Origin of the sequence: Rubneribacter badeniensis (assembly GCF_002899695.1) — a bacterium.
Classification (GTDB): domain Bacteria; phylum Actinomycetota; class Coriobacteriia; order Coriobacteriales; family Eggerthellaceae; genus Rubneribacter; species Rubneribacter badeniensis.
Map to the genome: position 1 here is coordinate 1 of NZ_PPEL01000075.1, position 17,743 is coordinate 17,743.

Annotated in this window: 16 protein-coding genes and 1 riboswitch; of the genes, 15 read left to right on the forward strand and 1 reads right to left on the reverse strand. The window is 65.9% G+C overall.

Annotated elements, in window-relative coordinates; genetic code table 11:
- Nucleotides 1–85: 85 nt before the first annotated feature.
- From C2L80_RS14595 to C2L80_RS10615, 5 genes are all read left to right on the forward strand, one after another.
- Complete coding sequence (locus C2L80_RS14595) at nt 86–805, forward strand: molybdopterin-binding domain-containing protein (RefSeq protein WP_157941068.1); 720 nt, start codon at nt 86–88, stop codon at nt 803–805.
- A gap of 108 nt (nt 806–913) precedes the next feature.
- A complete protein-coding gene (locus C2L80_RS10600) occupies nt 914–3,139 on the forward strand; it encodes a molybdopterin dinucleotide binding domain-containing protein (RefSeq protein ID WP_092200250.1) in 2,226 nt (741 codons plus the stop codon).
- Between the two features lie 15 nt (nt 3,140–3,154).
- Nucleotides 3,155–3,778, forward strand: a complete 624-nt coding sequence (locus C2L80_RS10605; protein WP_092200253.1) for a 4Fe-4S dicluster domain-containing protein — start codon at nt 3,155–3,157, stop codon at nt 3,776–3,778.
- 5 nt (nt 3,779–3,783) lie between these two features.
- Complete coding sequence (gene nrfD / locus C2L80_RS10610) at nt 3,784–4,701, forward strand: NrfD/PsrC family molybdoenzyme membrane anchor subunit (RefSeq protein WP_157941069.1); 918 nt, start codon at nt 3,784–3,786, stop codon at nt 4,699–4,701.
- A 118-nt stretch (nt 4,702–4,819) separates the two neighbouring features.
- On the forward strand, nt 4,820–5,467 hold the full coding sequence (locus C2L80_RS10615) for a molecular chaperone TorD family protein (RefSeq protein ID WP_092200259.1): 648 nt from the start codon (nt 4,820–4,822) through the stop codon (nt 5,465–5,467).
- 476 nt (nt 5,468–5,943) lie between these two features.
- On the opposite strand, the gene C2L80_RS10620 is transcribed toward C2L80_RS10615, so the two are convergent.
- Nucleotides 5,944–6,444 carry a prolyl-tRNA synthetase associated domain-containing protein gene (locus tag C2L80_RS10620; protein ID WP_087195616.1) on the reverse strand — a complete coding sequence of 167 codons (501 nt, stop codon included), beginning with the start codon at nt 6,442–6,444 and terminating at the stop codon, nt 5,944–5,946.
- Between the two features lie 263 nt (nt 6,445–6,707).
- Here C2L80_RS10620 and carA point away from each other — a divergent pair, with 263 nt between their 5' ends.
- The 10 genes from carA to thiI all read left to right on the forward strand — a co-directional run bounded on the left by carA (nt 6,708) and on the right by thiI (nt 17,550).
- Nucleotides 6,708–8,252 (forward strand): glutamine-hydrolyzing carbamoyl-phosphate synthase small subunit, encoded by a 1,545-nt coding sequence (gene carA / locus C2L80_RS10625; RefSeq protein ID WP_239938920.1) that lies wholly within the window; start codon nt 6,708–6,710, stop codon nt 8,250–8,252.
- Entirely contained in the window at nt 8,252–11,497 is a 3,246-nt protein-coding gene (gene carB / locus C2L80_RS10630) for a carbamoyl-phosphate synthase large subunit (protein ID WP_103263184.1), read from the forward strand. The genes carA and carB overlap by 1 nt, the downstream gene beginning before the upstream one ends.
- A gap of 59 nt (nt 11,498–11,556) precedes the next feature.
- A riboswitch (guanidine-III (ykkC-III) riboswitch) is annotated at nt 11,557–11,623 on the forward strand.
- A gap of 21 nt (nt 11,624–11,644) precedes the next feature.
- Nucleotides 11,645–11,968, forward strand: a complete 324-nt coding sequence (locus C2L80_RS10635) for a DMT family transporter (RefSeq protein WP_103263185.1) — start codon at nt 11,645–11,647, stop codon at nt 11,966–11,968.
- A 175-nt stretch (nt 11,969–12,143) separates the two neighbouring features.
- On the forward strand, nt 12,144–12,974 hold the full coding sequence (locus C2L80_RS10640; protein ID WP_103263186.1) for a dihydroorotate dehydrogenase electron transfer subunit: 831 nt from the start codon (nt 12,144–12,146) through the stop codon (nt 12,972–12,974).
- Nucleotides 12,975–13,928 carry a dihydroorotate dehydrogenase gene (locus tag C2L80_RS10645; RefSeq protein ID WP_103263187.1) on the forward strand — a complete coding sequence of 318 codons (954 nt, stop codon included), beginning with the start codon at nt 12,975–12,977 and terminating at the stop codon, nt 13,926–13,928.
- Nucleotides 13,922–14,647: an orotidine-5'-phosphate decarboxylase gene (gene pyrF, locus C2L80_RS10650; RefSeq protein ID WP_103263188.1), complete on the forward strand. Its 726-nt coding sequence runs from the start codon at nt 13,922–13,924 to the stop codon at nt 14,645–14,647. The genes C2L80_RS10645 and pyrF overlap by 7 nt, the downstream gene beginning before the upstream one ends.
- Nucleotides 14,648–14,843: 196 nt before the next feature.
- Complete coding sequence (gene mihF / locus C2L80_RS10655) at nt 14,844–15,152, forward strand: integration host factor, actinobacterial type (protein WP_087193007.1); 309 nt, start codon at nt 14,844–14,846, stop codon at nt 15,150–15,152.
- A 6-nt stretch (nt 15,153–15,158) separates the two neighbouring features.
- Nucleotides 15,159–15,731, forward strand: a complete 573-nt coding sequence (gene gmk, locus C2L80_RS10660; RefSeq protein ID WP_087195620.1) for a guanylate kinase — start codon at nt 15,159–15,161, stop codon at nt 15,729–15,731.
- A gap of 7 nt (nt 15,732–15,738) precedes the next feature.
- Nucleotides 15,739–15,999 (forward strand): DNA-directed RNA polymerase subunit omega, encoded by a 261-nt coding sequence (locus C2L80_RS10665; protein ID WP_087193005.1) that lies wholly within the window; start codon nt 15,739–15,741, stop codon nt 15,997–15,999.
- Between the two features lie 336 nt (nt 16,000–16,335).
- A complete protein-coding gene (gene thiI / locus C2L80_RS10670; RefSeq protein WP_092200293.1) occupies nt 16,336–17,550 on the forward strand; it encodes a tRNA uracil 4-sulfurtransferase ThiI in 1,215 nt (404 codons plus the stop codon).
- Nucleotides 17,551–17,743: the final 193 nt, after the last annotated feature.

Sequence of the window (17,743 nt, forward strand, 5' to 3'; positions counted from 1 at the left end):
CGAGGCGATGGGCCAGNCCGTCTCCATGTAGTGCTCCATGGCNTCTTGCTTCTGGGCCTCCNTGCCGAACTCCATGATGNCGAACATGGACAGCGAGTTCTGGTACAGGATGTGCATGCAGCCCGCGGCGGCTGTAACGGCCGACAGCGCCTTCCCCAAGCCGAAGCATGGCCAGCCCATCGAGGCGAAGGTCGATCCCAAGACGGGAGAGGTTACCGTCAACGAGGACGTCATCGTTCGCTACTCAAGCTGCGTTGGATGTTACAGCTCGTGCGGCAACCGCGTGAAGATCGACCGCGAGACTGGTCGGGTTCTGGGGGTGGGCGGCAATCCGTACAACCCGGCATGCGCCTACCCGTTCCTGAGCGACGACGCGCCCTTGACGGAGGCGTACCAGTCCATGAGCTTCGCCAACGGCAAGGGCAACCAGCTGCGCGGCACCGTCTGCGGACGCGGCAACGCCACGCTGGACGGCTACACCCAGCCCGATCGCATCACCACGCCGCTCAAGCGCGCGGGCGCGCGCGGCGAGGGCAAGTGGAAGCCCATCAGCTGGGATCAGCTCATCCAGGAAGTCACCGAAGGCGGCAAGCTGTTCGCCGAAATCGGCGAGGATCGCGAGATCGAGGGCTTCAAAGCCGTCCACGACACCGAAACGCCGATGAACGCCGAACAGCCGAGCCTCGGCCCCATTTCCAACCAGCTGGTCATGCTGGGCAGCCGCTCCGACGGGCGCGGAAACTTCTCCAGCCGCTTCTCCGGCAGCTTCGGCACCATCAACGCCTACGGGCACTCCTCCAGTTGAGCGGTCGCTAATTCAGCGAGTTCGCTGGCAAGCTCGGGTACCGGCCTCACCCCCGATCCTGAAGAGGCCGAATACGCTATCTGGCTGGGCGCCTTCCCCGGCGGTAGCATGATCAACTTCCAAAGCTCCGGCAAGCGCACGTCGGCCAACCTGGCCGCCGGCAAGCTGAAGATCGACGTGCTGGACTGCACGTTGGCAAACGGCTGCGTGACGCCCACGCTTCCCGGCATCAATTGGATTCCCATCAAGCCGGCCACCAACTCGGCGTTCTGCTCGGCCCTCATCCAGAAGATGATCGCCGACAAAACCTACGACGCCGACGCGCTGTCCTTCACCAACCAGAAGGCGGCCGTGGCGGGCGGCTACGGCGCGTTCTCCAACGCCACGTTCCTCGTCATCGACGACGAGAGCCATCCCAACTACAAAAAGCTGATGCGCCCCGCCGACGCCGGCATGGACGTGCCGGAGAAGACGGACAAGGACGGCAAGGCCGTCGACCAATTCGTGTGCATCGACGCCGAAACGGGCGAGCCCGCCGTCACCGACGACTGCAGCAAGGGCGTGCTGGACTTCGAGGGCGAAGTCAACGGCGTGAAAGTGCGCACCGGCTTCGCCATCCTCACCGAATCGGTCAACGCCTACACCATCGAGGAGTATTCCGAGATCACCGGCGTGTCCGTGGAGGACATCGAGCGCATCGCCAAGGAGTTCACCTCGCACGGAACCCGCGTGAGCGTGTGCCACAAGGGCGGTTCGTGCGCCTCGGTCAACGGCGTGGACGCCATGGTGGGCGCCAACATGCTGCATATGATGATGGGCACCAACCAGATGATCGGCGGCAACGCCCCGAACAGCCCCGCCCCCACCACGGCGGGCAAAGGCGCGCGCTACGACCTTTCCACCGTGAAGGGCAAGCCCAGCGTGTCCACCAAAAACGCCGCGTACATCTCGCGCACGGGCGTGGCCTGGGAAAAGACCGACGAGTACAAAAACCGCGTGGCGGCGGGCGAAACCGACCCGAAGCCCATCATGCCTTGGTTCCAGTACGCCTCGTCTTCCGACAGCCAAGCGCTCATGTCCATCGTGAACAAGTACCCCTATCAGTGCAAGATCCTCACCTCCTTCATGTGCAACACCATCCAGGCCACGCCGGGTGCCATGCGCGACGAGGTCATCGAGCGTCTGAAAGATCCCGAGGTGCTGCCGCTGCACATCGCCTGCGATGTATTCATCGGCGAGCATGCACAGTACGCCGACTACATCGTGCCGGACGTGACCCCGTACGAAAGCTACGGCCTGCCCACCACGGGCACCACGTTCACCGGCTACGGCACCACCGTGCGCTGGCCGGTCAAAGAGGCCGAGAGCGTCGAGATCGGCGACGGACGCCATGCCAGCTGGGAGACGTTCCTGTCCGACGTGGCCGAGGCGTGCGAGCTGCCCGGTTTCGGCGACGACGCCATCACCGACACCGACGGCAACACCTGGCCCCTGCGCGACGCGGGCGACTTCTACCTGAAGGCCATCGCGAACCTGGCCTACGCCGGCGACGAGCCGGTGGCGGACATCTCCGCCGAGGAAGCCCATATGCAGGGCCTCGACGAGCTGCCCGAAAGCATGTCGGCCGCCGTCACCGCGGAAGAATGGCCCAAGGTGCAACATGTCCTCTCGCGCGGCGGGCGCTACTGGCCCATGGAGTACGTCCACGATGCCGACGGCAAGCGCTGCCTGGGCTACGAGAAGGATCATCAGACCTTCATCTACAGCGAGAAGCGCGCGCTGTACAAGAACTGCTACTCCGGCAAGGGAACGTCTCCGGTGCTGGGCTACTTCCCCGAGACGCTTTCCGACATGTCGCCGGTGGAGGAGCATTACTCGCGCGACGAGTTCCCGTTCACCGTCTCCGAGCACAAGCCGCGCTTCCGCTCCATCTCCATGCTGTCGAACAGCCCCGTCATGCGGGATTTGTGCGACCACAACTACATCGAGCTGAACCGCGAGGATGCCGCCGAACTGGGCATCAAGGACGGCGACAAGGTGCGTGCCGTCACTCCTTTGGGCGATGTGTCCGAAGGCGAGGCCATGGTGCGCGCCGGCCAAGTGAAGGGCGGCTTCGCGCTGGCCTTCGGCTACGAGCATATCAACTACGGCGCGCAGGACATCGAGATCGACGGGCAGATGACCAAAGGCAATCCCGCCATCGCCGCCGGCGTGCGCACCCACCAGATGCTCGACCCGCTGGTCAGCAAGGACGGCGTGCTGAGCATCTACTCCGAGAACGAGGCGGCCAGCCCCGGCCGTTGCGGTGGCATGTTCAAGATCGAGAAGGCGTAAGGAGGGTAAGTGGCAATGAGCGAAAAACGACTGGGCATGTTGATTGACCTTTCCCTCTGCATCGGCTGCAACGCCTGCGTGGTGGCCTGCAAGCGCGAGAACGACGTGCCGCTGACGAAATTCAACACGTGGATCGAAAGCTTCGACGTGGAGCGCCCGGACGGACGCATCGCGCGCGCGAACGTGCCCAAGCAGTGCAACCACTGCGAAGACGCCCCGTGCGTGAAGGTGTGCCCCACCGGCGCCAGCTACAAAGCCGAGGACGGCACCGTGCAAGTGGACATGGAGAAGTGCATCGGGTGCAAATACTGCATGGCCGCCTGCCCCTACCAGGTGCGCTATCAGCTGGATTCCGGCGAGGTGCAGAAATGCACGTTCTGCCACCACCGCACCACCGAGGGCATGCTGCCCATGTGCGTGAGCACCTGCGTGGGGTACGCGCGCTTCTTCGGCGACCTGAACGACCCGGAAAGCGACATCTCCAAGCGCTTGGCCGAGGCGAACGGCGGAGAGGTTCTCTACGATGATCTGGGCCTGCATCCTTCGCTGTACTATATCGGCCTGAAGGATATCGAGGCCATGCCGGTTGCGTCCGCCATCCACCGCGGCGGCAATGTCATGAAGCCGTACGAGGGGTGATGAAGATGGTATGGGATGCATTCATAGCGATTTATCTGTTCCTTGCCGGCCTCGGCGCCGGGGCGTTCGTTCTGGGCGCGCTGACGAACTGGGCCAAGAAGCCGGCTCCCGCGATGAAGAAGATCGCGTTCATCGTGGGGCCCGTGGCCGTGGCCGTGGGCACGCTGGTGCTGGTGGTGGATGCGCACGCGGGCTTCAATAACCCGATGCGCTTCTTCCTGCTGATCAGCAACCTGGGCTCGGTCATGTCGTGGGGCGTCATCATCTTGAGCGTGTTTTTGGTGGTCAGCATCATCGACCTCATCGTGCTTTTGGTGAAGAAGTCCACGCCGAAGGCGCTTGATATCGTCGGCGCCGTCATGGCCGTGTGCGTGGCCGCCTATACCGGCGTGCTGCTGGGCGATGCCGGCGTGGCGTTTCCGCTGTGGAACATGGCGATCCTGCCGGTGCTGTTCGTGGTGTCGGCTGCCTCGACCGGCTTCGCCATCGTGATGCTCGTCACTCACTTGGCAAAGCCCGAGGAGACGGAAGCCCTGCCCTTCATGGGCAAGGTTGGATTGGCCCTGCCGGTGCTTGAGCTGGCCTTGGTCATCGTGCTTCTGGCCGTAACGGCCACTGCGGACGGCTCGGCGGCGGCTGCGGCCTCCGCGTCGGTTGCCAACCTGATCAGCGGCCCGTACGCCGTGGCATTCTGGCTGGGCTTCATAGCCATCGGCCTTGTGCTGCCGTTCTGCCTGGAGATGGTGCGCCATCGCAAGGGCGTGGGCGCGGATCCCGCAACTTCCGAGGGGCTTCCGTCGGACCGTCCTTCGGGCGCTTCGGATATGACGCTTGCCCTCGCAGGGGAGTGTGCCGTGCTCGTGGGCGGTTTCATGTTGCGCTATCTGGTCATCATGGCCGCTGTGGCGGTCGCGCTTGTTTAGCGTTTTGCCGGGGAGGCTCCTTCCTCCCCGGCTTCGCGCCCCACGCGTTCGCCGGGGCCCTTCAAAGGTGTCGGCGGCAAGGCGCGTCGTATCGTGCGGAAAGGTTGGAGGTTCATCTATGGAAGAGCGCGCTTCGCTTGCGCCCGACGAGTTGCTCGGGTTGTCCGTTGCCGTCGGAGTTTGCGCCCAGGCGTTCTTGAACGAGCCCTCGGATAAGATCGTCGAGCGCCTGGCTTGCGTGGCGCATGCCTATGGAAGCGACGCTTTCGACGGCATCGCTGTCGACGACGCGCTTCGCCAGCGTTATTACGATCGCCTGTTCGTTCCGACGAGCTCGTTGTATGTGCCGCTTTTCGAGAGCAGTGTGCGAGGGGCGATCGAGGAGGATGGGCGCTTCAGATACGCCTCGACCAAAGGGCCTCAAGCCGATCACGTGCTTGGCTGCTATCGCGCGATCGGGTTCGACTATCGTCTTCTCGAAGGGTTCGGTCCGGCCGTCGCCGCCCTTCGCCCCGATGCCCTCGCTGCGGAACTGGCCTTCTCGGCGTTCTTGGCGCGCGAGTCCGCTGAGATGGCGTGCGAGGATCCTGACGCGTCGAGGCGATCTGCCCAATTGCTCGATCAGTTCTCGTCCGAGCATGTGGGCGCATGGGTGGGAAAAGCGGCGCGCTGCCTTTTTCTGGGTGCGGACGATCTGTATGCTCGTACGGCGAAACTGGCGTGCGACGCGATAGCATCCGCAGGGGCGGTGCGTCTCGATCTTTGAGCGGAGCAACCTTGCGCATGCGCCTTGGCGCGAACGCGTAGGAGGGATCCGATCAGGTGCTTCCTTCTTCCGAAAGATGCGCTCCAACACGTCTTTCAAGGTTCTTTCGTTTTGCTTGGCGGTTCGGACGGGGAGGAAGCGGCTATATGTGGCGACTCCTTCAAGAATTCAGAAGTGCCACGAGTTCGAAAGCAATTCGTTGGAGACGAGCGGAGAAAGCCGCCTTCGCTCCCCAAGCGCGCGTCCGCTGCTCTCCGAACCAGCTTCGGACAGCCTCTTCTTCGTCGCGAGGATGGACATCCTTTCTAAAAATTGGCCCATACTGAGCATTGTGATCGAGTATTTTGACCAAAGCTGCTGCATATGCGCGGATGCTGCGGGCTGCGCGTCTTGGGCTGTTGCGTCCGAAAGCCCAAGCGGCGTCGGCGGCTGGGCCTTTCTGCGAAGCGCGGCCGCCGAGTCCGTCGCCGGGTCGCCTAGCGGGGGAGCGCGACGAAGACGACCGGGTTTCCGTGGTTCTCGATCATCTCGACGACGGCTTGCAGGGGCACGTGGAGCGTGGCCGTGTTGTCGTTCGGATGGGCTCCGAGGCCTCGGTAGGAGCGCAGCTCCTCGTCGAACACCACCTGCACGCGGCGTTCCTCGTCGTTGAGCACCCCGAACGGCGACACGGCGCCGCTGCGCAGCCCCAGCAGCGTTTCGAGGTCCTCTTCGGATGCGAAGCGCAAGCGCCGCGTTCCCAGCTGCGCGCGCAGCTCCTTCAGGTCGGCGGGCTTGTCCTCGGGCATGACGACGAGGTAATAGGAGCGCTTTTTCTCGTCGCATAAAAACAGGTTCTTGGCCACCTCGTCGGCGAACGGAAGGCCGAGGGCCCTCGAACCTTCCATCGTGAACACCGCCTCGTGCTCTGCCGCCTCGTACGGCACGCCCCGCTCGTCGAGGTAGGCGCGCACCTCCGCTTTTCCAAACCGGGCCATGGGCCCCTCCTTTCCGTCGCGCTCAGTATCGCACGAAGTCGGATTTCCTCCAAATGCCGATCAATATTGCATATTTTGATCCAAATACCTAAAAAATCTGCATTTTATATTATTAAAACTCGGAAAAGTCGTATACTACGCCCGACTTTTTGGCTTGCGGGAAAGCGGAGAAGGCATGCGGCGCGCCTTTCGGTGTTTCGCGCGCTTCGCATCGGAAGCGGGGCGCGTTCGCATGTCTGCTGCGATCAGGGAAGGATGGAAGCTTGAGCAAGGTCAGCGACAAGCTTTTGGCGGGCACCTCGAAGCCGTCGGCACGTCCGGCGCTGCTCGTGCTGGAGGACGGCGCGGCCTTTCGCGGCACGGCATGCGCGGCCGAAGGGGAGATGTTCGGCGAGATCTGCTTCAACACCTCGCTGGAGGGGTATCTGGAGGTCATCACCGACCCGTCGTACGCGGGGCAGATCGTCGCGATGACGTATCCGCAGATCGGAAACTACGGCGTGAACTTGGACGACTGCCAGTCGGACAAGCCCGCCCTGCGGGGGCTCGTGGTGCGCGATATGTGCGCCGCGCCGTCGAACTGGCGCAGCACGATGAGCCTGCCCGACTACCTGCGCCAACAGGGCGTGGTGGCCATCGAGGGCGTGGACACGCGCGCGCTCGTGCGCCACGTGCGCGACCACGGCGCGATGCGCGCCGTGCTGTCCACCGAGGATGTTGACGAGGAGAGCCTGCTTGAGAAGGTGCGCGCGAGTCGGTCCATCGTGGGCGTGAATCTGGCGGCCACCGTGTCGTGCCCGGGCGCGTACCCGTTCTCGTCCCTGCCGGAAAGCCACGCGTTCGCCGTGGCCCCGCCCGCGCCGCGCGCGCGGCGCGTGATCGCCTACGACTGCGGCGCGAAGCGCTCCATCCTGCACAACCTCGTGCGCGCGGGCTGCGACCTTGCCGTGGTGCCGTGGGACACCCCGGCCGAGGACGTGCTGGCCACGAAGCCCGACGGCGTGTTCCTGTCGAACGGCCCCGGCGACCCCGAGGCCGTGGAGGGCACGTACACGCAGGTGGAGAAGCTGCTCGGCAAGGTGCCGGTGTTCGGCATCTGCCTGGGGCACCAGATGATAGCGAAAGCGGCGGGCGCGGCCATCGAGAAGCTGAAGTTCGGCCATCGCGGCGGCAACCACCCCGTGATGAACCTGCTCACGGGCCGCGTGGAGATCACGGCGCAGAACCACGGCTTTGGGCTGGTGTTCCCGAGCCTCGGCGAGCTTATCCCCGAGCTGTCGGGCGGCTTCAGGGGGCACGAGGACGACCTGCGCTTCTGGGTGCGCGCCGGCGTGGCCCCCGTCGTGCGAAACGAGCGCTTCGGGCGCATCCGCCTCACGCACGTGAACCTCAACGACGGCACGGCGGAGGGCATCGCGTTTCTGGACATCCCCGCGTTTTCCGTGCAGTACCACCCCGAGGCATCCCCCGGCCCTACCGACGCGCACTACCTGTTCACCGCGTTCATGCGCTTGATGGAGGGCCGCGAGGACTATCTGGACATCGACATCGCCGTCGACCGCTTGGCGGGCTGGACGTTCGGAGGGCAAGCTGCCGCCGTGACGGGGTCCTCAGCAAAGGAGCAAGGTTTCTGTGGTGGAGCAGATTGCCTTGAGTCAACAGGCCAGCGGCTTGTCGACAAACATGCTTCCCGGCCGAGCGGCCGATCTGACGAGCAAAGCGGCCTTCGCGCCGCGTGCGAGCAGCCGCAGGTTCTGAAGGGCAAGATGCCCGCCACAGGAAGCCGTCAGGCAGGAGGGGAGGACTAATGCCTCAGCGCGACGACATCAAGACCATTCTGGTCATCGGAAGCGGCCCCATCGTCATCGGGCAGGCGTGCGAGTTCGACTACTCGGGCGCGCAGGCGTGCAAGGTGCTCAAGGCCGACGGCTACCGCGTGGTGCTGGTGAACAGCAACCCCGCCACCATCATGACCGATCCCGAGCTGGCCGACCGCACCTATGTGGAGCCCATCACGGCCTCGTTCGTGGAGCGCGTGATCGAGCGCGAGCGACCCGACGCGCTGCTGCCCACCTTGGGTGGCCAGACGGGCCTGAACACGGCGGTTGAGCTGGCGAAATCCGGCGTGCTGAGCAAGTACGGCGTGGAGATGATCGGCTGCGACCTGGAAGCCATCGAGCGCGGCGAGGACCGCAAGCTCTTCAACGACTGCATGGCCGAGCTGGGCATCGAGACGGCGCGCTCGGGCTACGCCTACTCCGTGGCCGACGCGGAGGCCATCGTGGACGAGATCGGCTACCCCGTGGTGCTGCGCCCCTCGTTCACGCTGGGCGGCGCGGGCGGCGGCATCGCGCACGACCACGACGAGCTGGCCCTCATCGTAAGCCAGGGCTTGGAGCTTTCCCCCGCCGGCGAGGTGCTGGTGGAGGAGAGCATCGAGGGCTGGAAGGAATTCGAGATGGAGGTGATGCGCGACCACGCCGGTAACGGCATCATCGTGTGCTCCATCGAGAACTTCGACGCGATGGGCGTGCATACCGGCGACAGCATCACCGTGGCGCCCGCGCAGACGCTCTCGGATGTGGAGTACCAGCGCATGCGCGCGGCATCGCTGGCCATCCTGGAGAAGATCGGCGTGGAGACGGGCGGCTCGAACGTGCAGTTCGCCGTGAATCCGGACAACGGCCGCATGATCGTGATCGAGATGAACCCGCGCGTGTCGCGCTCCTCGGCGCTGGCCTCGAAGGCCACGGGCTTCCCCATCGCGAAGGCGGCGGCGAAGCTGGCCGTGGGCTACACGCTGGACGAGATCGTGAACGACATCACGAAGGCCACGCCCGCGTGCTTCGAGCCCTCCATCGATTACTGCGTGGTGAAGGTGCCGCGCTTCGCGTTCGAGAAGTTCCAAGGCACCGACGACACGCTGTCCACGCGCATGAAGGCCGTGGGCGAGATCATGTCCATCGGGCGCACGTTCGAGGAGGCGTTGGGCAAGGCCCTGCGCTCGCTGGAGAACGGGCGCGCCGGCCTCGGGGCCGACGGATGCGGCGACGAAGGGGCCGCGGCCGACGCGGAGCTGGAGGACCTCGTGTGCCGCCCGACCGCCGACCGCATCTTCTACCTGGCCGAGGCGCTGCGCCGCGGCTGGACGGTGGAGCGTGCGAGCGCGGTGAGCCACATCGAACCCTTCTTCGTGGCGCGCATGGCCGACATCGTGCGCGTGCAGGAGAACCTGCGCGGCACGCGCCTCGACGAGCTCAACGCCGACGCGTTCCGCCTGCTCAAGCGCTACGGCCTGTCCGACGCGCAGATCGCGCACCTCACGGGTTCCGACGAGCTCACCGTGCGCACGTGCCGCAAGATGCTGCACGTGGTGCCGGCGTTCAAGACCGTGGATACCTGCGCCGCCGAGTTCCCCAGCACGACGGCCTACCACTACAAGACCTACGACGCGGACGAGACCGAGGTCGCGCCCAAGACCCGCCGCCGCGCCATGATCCTCGGCGCGGGCCCGAACCGCATCGGCCAGGGCATCGAGTTTGACTACTGCTGCGTGCACGCGTCCTACGCGCTGGCCGAGGCCGGGTTCGAAACCATCATGGTGAACTGCAACCCCGAGACGGTGTCCACCGACTACGACACGTCCGACAAGCTGTATTTCGAGCCGCTCACGTTCGAGGACGTCATGGACATCGTGGACGTGGAGCAACCCGACGGCGTGGTGGTCACGCTCGGAGGCCAGACGCCGCTCAAGCTGGCGAACGCGCTGGCCGAGGCCGGTGTGCCCATCATGGGCACCTCGCCGGAGGCCATCGACCTCGCCGAGGACCGCGACCGCTTCAGCGCCATCCTGGACGAGCTTTCCATCGCGTACCCGGCCGCCGGCATGGCCTCCACCTTCGAGGAGGCGTGCGCCGTGGCCGACCAGATAGGCTTCCCCTTGCTCGTGCGCCCCAGCTACGTGCTGGGCGGGCGCGGCATGGGCATCGTGTACGACGGCGCCCAGCTGGAGAAGTACATGACCGAGGCCGCCAAGATCACGCCCGATCACCCGGTGTACCTCGACCGCTTCCTAGAGGGCGCCGTGGAGGTGGACCTCGATGCGCTCTGCGACGGCGACGAGGTGTACGTGGGCGGCGTGCTGGAGCACATCGAGGAGGCGGGCATCCACTCGGGCGACTCGGCCTGCTGCACGCCGCCGTTCGCGCTGTCGGAGGCCATCGTGTCGCAGCTGCGCGCCACGGCGCGGCGGCTGGCGCTGCGCATCGGCGTGGTGGGGCTCATCAACATCCAGTTCGCCATCAAGGATCAGATGATCTACATCATCGAGGCCAACCCGCGCGCGAGCCGCACCGTGCCGTTCGTGTCGAAGGCCACGGGCGTGCCGCTGGCGAAGTGCGCCGCCCGCATCATGGCGGGGGAGAAGATCGCCGGTCTGGGGCTTCCGCACGACGAGCGCCGTCTGGAGCATTTCAGCGTGAAGGAGGCCGTGATGCCCTTCGGGCGCTTCCCCGGCACCGACACCGTGCTGGGGCCCGAGATGAAGTCCACCGGCGAGGTGATGGGCATCGCGCGCAACTTCCCGGCGGCCTACGCCAAGACGCAGCTGGCCATCGACTACGACCTGCCGCGCGAGGGCACGGTGTTCGTGAGCGTGTGCGATCGCGACAAGCGCGCCGTGGTGCCCATCGCGCGCGACATCGAGCGCCTGGGCTTCCATATCGTGGCCACGGGCGGCACGGCGCGGGCGCTGCGGGCGGCCGGCATCGAGTGCGAAGAGGTGAAGAAGGTGCACGAGGGCTCGCCGAACGTGATCGACCGCATTGTCGGCGGCGAGATCGCGTTCATGATCAACACCCCGTTCGGCCACGCCACGCGCGCCGACGGCTACGAGCTGCGCCTCGAGGCCGTCAAGCACGGCGTGACCCATGTCACGAACCTCTCCGCTGCCCAGGCCATGGTGGCCGGCATGGAGGTCGCCCGCGATCGCGGCCTGGGCATCGCGGCCCTTCAGGATCTTCCGCAGTGGGAGCCTGCGACCGCGCAAGGATGAGCTTGCGCAGCCCAAACGCGGCTTGAGGCGAAGGGCGCACCTCGGTCTGCTATACTGTGGAAGGCCCATGTTGCCCATGGGTCCCTGACGAGGGCAGCCGTACCAGGATCGACAAGACGGCGCACGGACCTTCGGAAGGAGATTGTCATGGCATGGTTCGTTCTGGTTCTGTCCGGCGTTCTCGAGGCGGTGTGGGCGATCGCGCTCGGCAGGTCGGAGGGTTTCACGAAGCTCGTTCCGTCCATCGTGTTCTTTGCCGCTCTCTCGCTCAGCATGCTGGGGCTCTCGCATGCCGTCAAGACGCTTCCTACCGGCACCGCCTATGCCGTATGGGTGGGCATAGGCGCCTCGATCACCGTGGTTCACGGCATGGTCGTGGGAGCGGAGCCCGTATCACCTGCCAGGGTTCTGCTCATCGCCGGCCTTGTCGGCTGCGTGGTCGGGCTCAAGCTCGTCGGCGACGGCGCGTGAGCGCGTTTGCCGCGCATCTCCGCTCCTCGCATGCGCCCCCTTTCGTCCATGTGCGCTTTTCCTTCGCGTTTCGGCTTGTCAGATGCGGGGCGGCGCGCGCAATGGTACAATCGCCCGCAGGTGACGAGAGGCTTCGCGGTCGGGAGGGCGGCGAAGCGCCAGGGAAAGGAAGCACGTGGCACTGGTCAACGAGAGGGCGCGCATCTTGGAGAACGAATGCGTGGGTCCGAACCTTTACCTCATGGAGCTTTCCGCGCCGCAGATAGCGGCCAGCGCGGCGCCGGGGCAGTTCGTCCATATGAAGGTGCCGGGCAAGGAGGCGCACATCCTTCGACGCCCCTTCGGCATTTACTCGCGCGACATTGCCGCCGGCACGCTCGAGGTGCTCTACCAGGTGGTGGGGTTCGGCACCGACCATATGTCGCGCATCGAGCCCGAACGCGCCGACCATGTGTCCGGAGCCGAGCTCATCGGCCCTGTCGGACGCCCCTGGCAACCGCCTGAGGATGCGCGGCGCGTGCTGGTGGTGTGCGGCGGCGCGGGCGCGGCGCCGCTGTACATGCTCTGCGAGCAGCTGGTGGCCTCCGGCGTGCGCACCGATGTCGTGCTGGGCGCGCAAACGAAAGCGGCCCTCGTGTTCCGCGAGCGCTTCGAGGAGCTGCTTGCGCGGGGCGCGGCATGCGGTTGCGGCGCGCCGCGCTGCGCCACCGACGACGGCAGCTTCGGCCGTGCGGGCTTCTGCACTCCGCTCGTGGAGGAGGCGCTCGCCGAGGCCGCCGAGGCGGGCGAGCCCTACGATTACGTGGCCGTGTGCGGTCCCGAGCCGCTCATGAGGATCGTGGCGCGCATGGCGGCAGACGCGGGCGTGTTCTGCGAGGTGTCTTTGGAGAAGTGCATGGCGTGCGGCGTGGGCGCCTGCCTGTCGTGCGTGGTGGACACGGTGGACGGCAAGAAGCGCGCCTGCGTGGACGGCCCCGTGTTCGATGCGGCGAAGGTGGTGTGGTAGATGGCTGGAATCGAGAACGCGCTGCCGCTCACGACGGCGCCGACGAACGTGCGCATGGCCGTGAACCTCGGCGGCCTCGCCATGAAGAACCCCGTCACCACCGCGTCCGGCACGTTCGCCGCCGGTCGCGAGTACGGCGACTTCGTGGACGTGGCAAGCCTCGGCGCCATCACCACCAAGGGCGTCTCCCTTAACGGCTGGGAGGGCAACGCGAGCCCCCGCATCGCCGAGACGCCTTCGGGCATGCTGAACTCCATCGGTCTGCAGAACCCCGGCGTCGCGCACCTCAAAGAGGTCGACCTGCCATGGCTGCACGCGCGCGCTGCAACGACGATCGTGAACGTGTCGGGCCACAGCTTCGACGAGTACGTGCGGGTCATCGAAGCGCTCGAGGACGCGCCGGTGGACGCCTACGAAGTGAACATCTCGTGCCCGAACGTGGACGCGGGCGGCATGACCATCGGCACGTGCGCGACGAGCGTCGAGGCCGTCGTGTCCCGCTGCCGCGCCGCCACGAAGCGCCCGCTCATCGTGAAGCTCACGCCGAACGTCACCGATGTCACCGAGATCGCCCGTGCCGCGGCGTCTGCCGGAGCCGATGCCCTGTCGCTCATCAACACGCTCATGGGCATGGCCATCGATGCGGAGCGCCGCCGCCCCAAGCTCGCGCGCGGCGTGGGCGGCCTGTCGGGCCCGGCCGTGAAGCCGGTGGCGCTGCGCATGGTGTGGGAGTGCCACAAGGCGGTGGACGTGCCGCTGCTCGGGATGGGCGGCATCGCGAATGCGACCGACGCCGTCGAGTTCATGCTGGCCGGGGCCACGGCGGTGGCTGTGGGAACGGCGAACTTCGTTAACCCGTGCGCTACGGTCGAGATCATCGACGGGATGGCGCAGTATTGCGAGAGGCACGGCGTGAAAGACGTCAACGAGCTGATAGGAGCGTTGGAATGGTGAGTTCGTTCGAAAGCGTCCCGGCGCGCGACCGCGTGATCGTGGCGCTCGATTGCGGCATCGAGGAGGCCTTCGACCTCGCGGACGCGCTGCAAGGCAAGGCCACGTGGATGAAGGTGGGCATGACGCTGTTCTACGCGAACGGCCCGGCCATCGTCTACGCCCTCAAGGAGCGCGGCTTCAAGGTGTTCCTCGACCTCAAGTTCCATGACATCCCGCACCAGGTGGAGGGCGCCGCGTACGCCGCCGCCGGCAGCGGGGCCGACATGCTCACCATGCACACGGTGGGCGGCGTGGACATGATGGCGGCGGCGCAGAGGGGCGCTGAGCGCGCGGCGGCCGAGTACGGCCACGACGTGCCCGCCACCCTCGGCATCACGGTGCTCACGAGCATGAACGACGCGGCACTCGCCGAGACGGGCGTCTCCCGCGCCATGGCCGACCAGGTGGTCGTGCTCGCCGAGCAGGCCAAGCGCGCGGGAATATCGGGCGTGGTTGCCTCGCCGCAGGAGGCCGCGCGCTTGCGCGACATCTTGGGCCCCGACGCTTACATCGTCACGCCGGGCGTGCGTCCCGCAGGTGCCGCGAAGGGCGACCAGAGCCGCGTGGCCACGCCCGCGCAGGCGTTTGCGAACGGCGCCTCGCACATCGTGGTGGGCCGCCCCATCACGCAGGCCGATGACCCTGCGGCCGCCTTCGATGCCATCGTCGCCGAGCTGTAGCGTTCTCGATGCCGGTTTCCCCAGATCGAGCGAGAAAGGTGACGATTGGGCGACGAAACGCGCTCAATGCGGCCCTTCGTTCGTACAATGTGTGAAACCTGCTGGAATTTTTGGATTTTGTGGCAATCGATAAGGCAAAACGGCAAATTGCATGCTAGTATCACGGCATCGTTCTGAACAGAAGGAGAGAAACACGATGGCTATTCCTCAACTCAGCCCTGAAGAGCGTCAGGCCGCCCTGGAGAAGGCGAAGGCCGCCCGCATCAAGCGCGCCGAGGTTCGCGACGATCTGAAGTCGGGCAAGCTGAGCCTCGAGAAGGTGCTCGAGATGAAAAACGATCCGGTCGTCGGTCGTATGAAGGTGTCCACCCTCATCGAGACGCTTCCCGGCTACGGCAAGGCGAAGGCCGAGAAGATCATGAAGGAGTTGCAGATCGCCGAGAGCCGTCGTCTGCGCGGTCTGGGCGAGCGCCAGCAAACCGCCTTGCTGGAGCGCTTGGGCTAAGCGCGCATGCGCCGCGGCAATCTGTTCGTCGTCTCTGGGCCATCGGGTGCCGGCAAAGGCACGCTGGTGGCCCGACTTGTGCGCGAGGTTCCCGACGCCTGGGTGTCCGTCTCGGTGACGACGCGGGCGCCGCGCGTTGGAGAGGTCGATGGCGTGCACTACCGTTTCGCCACCGACGAGGAGTTCGACCGGCTCGTCGAAGAAGACGGGTTGCTCGAGTGGGCTACGTACGGCGGCAACCGCTACGGAACGCCGCGTGCCGACGTCGAGGAGCATATCGCGCGGGGCGATCAGGTCATCCTTGAGATCGACGTCCAAGGGGGATTCCAGGTCCGCGAGAAGATGCCCTCCGCGCATCTCGTATTCGTGGAACCGCCGTCTCTTGAGGTGCTTGAGAAACGCCTGAGGGGGCGGGGGACCGAGACGGAGGAGGCCATCGCCACGCGCATGGAGGCGGCGCGGGTGGAGCTTTCCCGGAAGATGGAGTATGATGTTCGGCTGGTGAACGACGACTTGGAAGAAGCCGTGCGCGCTTTGACGGGCTACGTCGACGAACAAGCCGAAGAGACACGAGGTTGAATACCCAATGAGCATTATCGAACCGAAGATCGACGTCCTTTTGGACAAGACCGACAACGACCGTTTCCTGCTGTGCGCTCTCGCGTCGAAGCGCGCGCACGACATCAACGACATGATGCGCGGCCAGCGCGATCGCGCCATCCAGCTGCAAACGGCTGTGGAAATCGCCCGCGCTGCCGACAAGAAGCCGCTGTCACTCGCGTTCGGCGAGGTGGCGCGTGGGGAAGTGTCCTACGACCCCGCGTCCATCGACGTCAAGAACCATTAAAGTTCGGAGTTTCGCTGGCCTTGCGGCCAGCGAAACCTGCCGACGCCGCGAAACCCCGAAGCACCCGACTCGCCGTCCCAAACATTCTTCGCAAGCCGAAGCGCGTTTCCGCTTCGCTCGATACTTGAGCGAAGTGCGTTTAAGCGGGCGCATAAGATGGGAATGGATATGCCGCAAGCGTATGCGCCGCGGCAGTCTCGAGCGCTTCGGGGTTTCTCTCTGACTCACTGAACCGATCTGCGCGCTTGTTTTCGCGCTTCGCTCCAACCGCGCGATCTGCGAGGTTGGCAGCCGTGCCTGCGCAGATCGTCCGAACTTGCGAGCTGAGGGGTTTCCATGACCGAATTCCAACGCATCTGCCTTGTCCACTATCACGAGATCGGCCTGAAGGGCCATAACCGCTCGACGTTCGAGATGAGGCTGCTCAAAAACCTCGAGGCGCTGCTCAAACCCTTTCCGGTGGTGACGATCCATCGCATCGCGGGGCGGCTGTGCGTGTTTCTGCGCGAAGGCTGCGATTGGCAGACGGCGAAGGATGCGGCCGACCTGGCGGCCCAGGTGCCGGGCGTGGCGCGCGTGTCGTGCGGATTCAAATGCGAGCGCGACCTCGACGTCATGGCGAAGGCGGCGATCGACGCCATGGCCGAGGCGGGCGACTTCGACTCGTTCAAGGTGGCGGCGCGCCGCAACCACACCGACTTCGCCACGGGCTCGATGGACATGAACCGGATCATCGGCTCGGCGCTCGCCGGCGCCTACCCCGGCAAGCGGGTGCAGATGAAAGACCCCGACGTCACGGTGGGCGTCGAGGTGGTGCAGAACGCGGCGTACGTGTACGCCCGATCGCTGCCGGGCGTGGGCGGGCTTCCGGTGGGCAGCTCGGGCACGGTGGCGTGCCTGCTGTCGAGCGGCATCGACTCGCCGGTGGCTCTGTGGCGGCTCGCCCGCCGCGGCGCGGTGTGCGTGGGCGTGCATTTCTCCGGGCGGCCGCAGACCTCGGACGCGAGCGAGTTTTTGGTGGACGACATCGCGCGCGTGCTCGAGCGCACGGGGTGCATCGCGCGCGTGCACACGGTGCCGTTCGGCGACTGCCAGCGCGAGATCGCGCTTTCGGCACCCCCTCCGCTGCGCATCGTCATGTACCGGCGTCTCATGTTCAAGGTGGCCGAGCGGATCGCCCAGCTCGAGGGCGCCGGCGCGCTCGTGACGGGGGAGAGCCTGGGGCAAGTGGCCTCCCAGACGCTCGACAACATCCGCTGCACCGACGCGGCGGTGGAGATGCCGGTGTTCAGGCCGCTCATCGGCACCGACAAGCTCGAGATCATCGGCGAAGCCGAACGGCTCGGCACGTTCGAGATCTCGTCGCAGGACGCGCCGGACTGCTGCACGCTGTTCATGCCGCGCGCGCCCGAGACGCACGCGAAGCTGCCCGTCGTCCTCGAAGCCGAGGCGGCGCTGCCCGTGGAACGGTGGGTGGAGGAGCTTGTCGAAGCCGCCGAGGTTCGCGACTACGCCTGCCCCGCTTACAAGCCGAAGAGGGGGCGGCGCTAGGAGACATCGTTTCCGGCCGTTCGTTGTGAGAGGGCCCGCACGCGCGCCGCGTGCGGGCCCTCTCACGTTTTCGGGGCTTGCGGCCGGAGGGGCGGTGCGGAGCGGACGGGCGCGGCAGAGCGTTGCCGAAAGCGCGTTGGATGCACGTCGGTGGCGCGTTGGAAGCGCGTCGGGAGCTGTCACGTATACACAT

Coding starts and splice junctions, on each gene's coding strand:
- C2L80_RS10605 (WP_092200253.1), top strand. CDS start 3,155: ATGAGCGAAAAACGACTGGGCATGTTGATTGACCTTTCCCTCTGCATC.
- C2L80_RS10665 (WP_087193005.1), top strand. CDS start 15,739: ATGAGCATTATCGAACCGAAGATCGACGTCCTTTTGGACAAGACCGAC.
- gmk (WP_087195620.1), top strand. CDS start 15,159: ATGCGCCGCGGCAATCTGTTCGTCGTCTCTGGGCCATCGGGTGCCGGC.
- nrfD (WP_157941069.1), top strand. CDS start 3,784: ATGGTATGGGATGCATTCATAGCGATTTATCTGTTCCTTGCCGGCCTC.
- thiI (WP_092200293.1), top strand. CDS start 16,336: ATGACCGAATTCCAACGCATCTGCCTTGTCCACTATCACGAGATCGGC.
- C2L80_RS14595 (WP_157941068.1), top strand. CDS start 86: ATGGACAGCGAGTTCTGGTACAGGATGTGCATGCAGCCCGCGGCGGCT.
- carB (WP_103263184.1), top strand. CDS start 8,252: ATGCCTCAGCGCGACGACATCAAGACCATTCTGGTCATCGGAAGCGGC.
- C2L80_RS10620 (WP_087195616.1), bottom strand. CDS start 6,444: ATGGCCCGGTTTGGAAAAGCGGAGGTGCGCGCCTACCTCGACGAGCGG.
- C2L80_RS10645 (WP_103263187.1), top strand. CDS start 12,975: ATGGCTGGAATCGAGAACGCGCTGCCGCTCACGACGGCGCCGACGAAC.
- C2L80_RS10615 (WP_092200259.1), top strand. CDS start 4,820: ATGGAAGAGCGCGCTTCGCTTGCGCCCGACGAGTTGCTCGGGTTGTCC.
- pyrF (WP_103263188.1), top strand. CDS start 13,922: ATGGTGAGTTCGTTCGAAAGCGTCCCGGCGCGCGACCGCGTGATCGTG.
- C2L80_RS10600 (WP_092200250.1), top strand. CDS start 914: ATGATCAACTTCCAAAGCTCCGGCAAGCGCACGTCGGCCAACCTGGCC.
- mihF (WP_087193007.1), top strand. CDS start 14,844: ATGGCTATTCCTCAACTCAGCCCTGAAGAGCGTCAGGCCGCCCTGGAG.
- C2L80_RS10635 (WP_103263185.1), top strand. CDS start 11,645: ATGGCATGGTTCGTTCTGGTTCTGTCCGGCGTTCTCGAGGCGGTGTGG.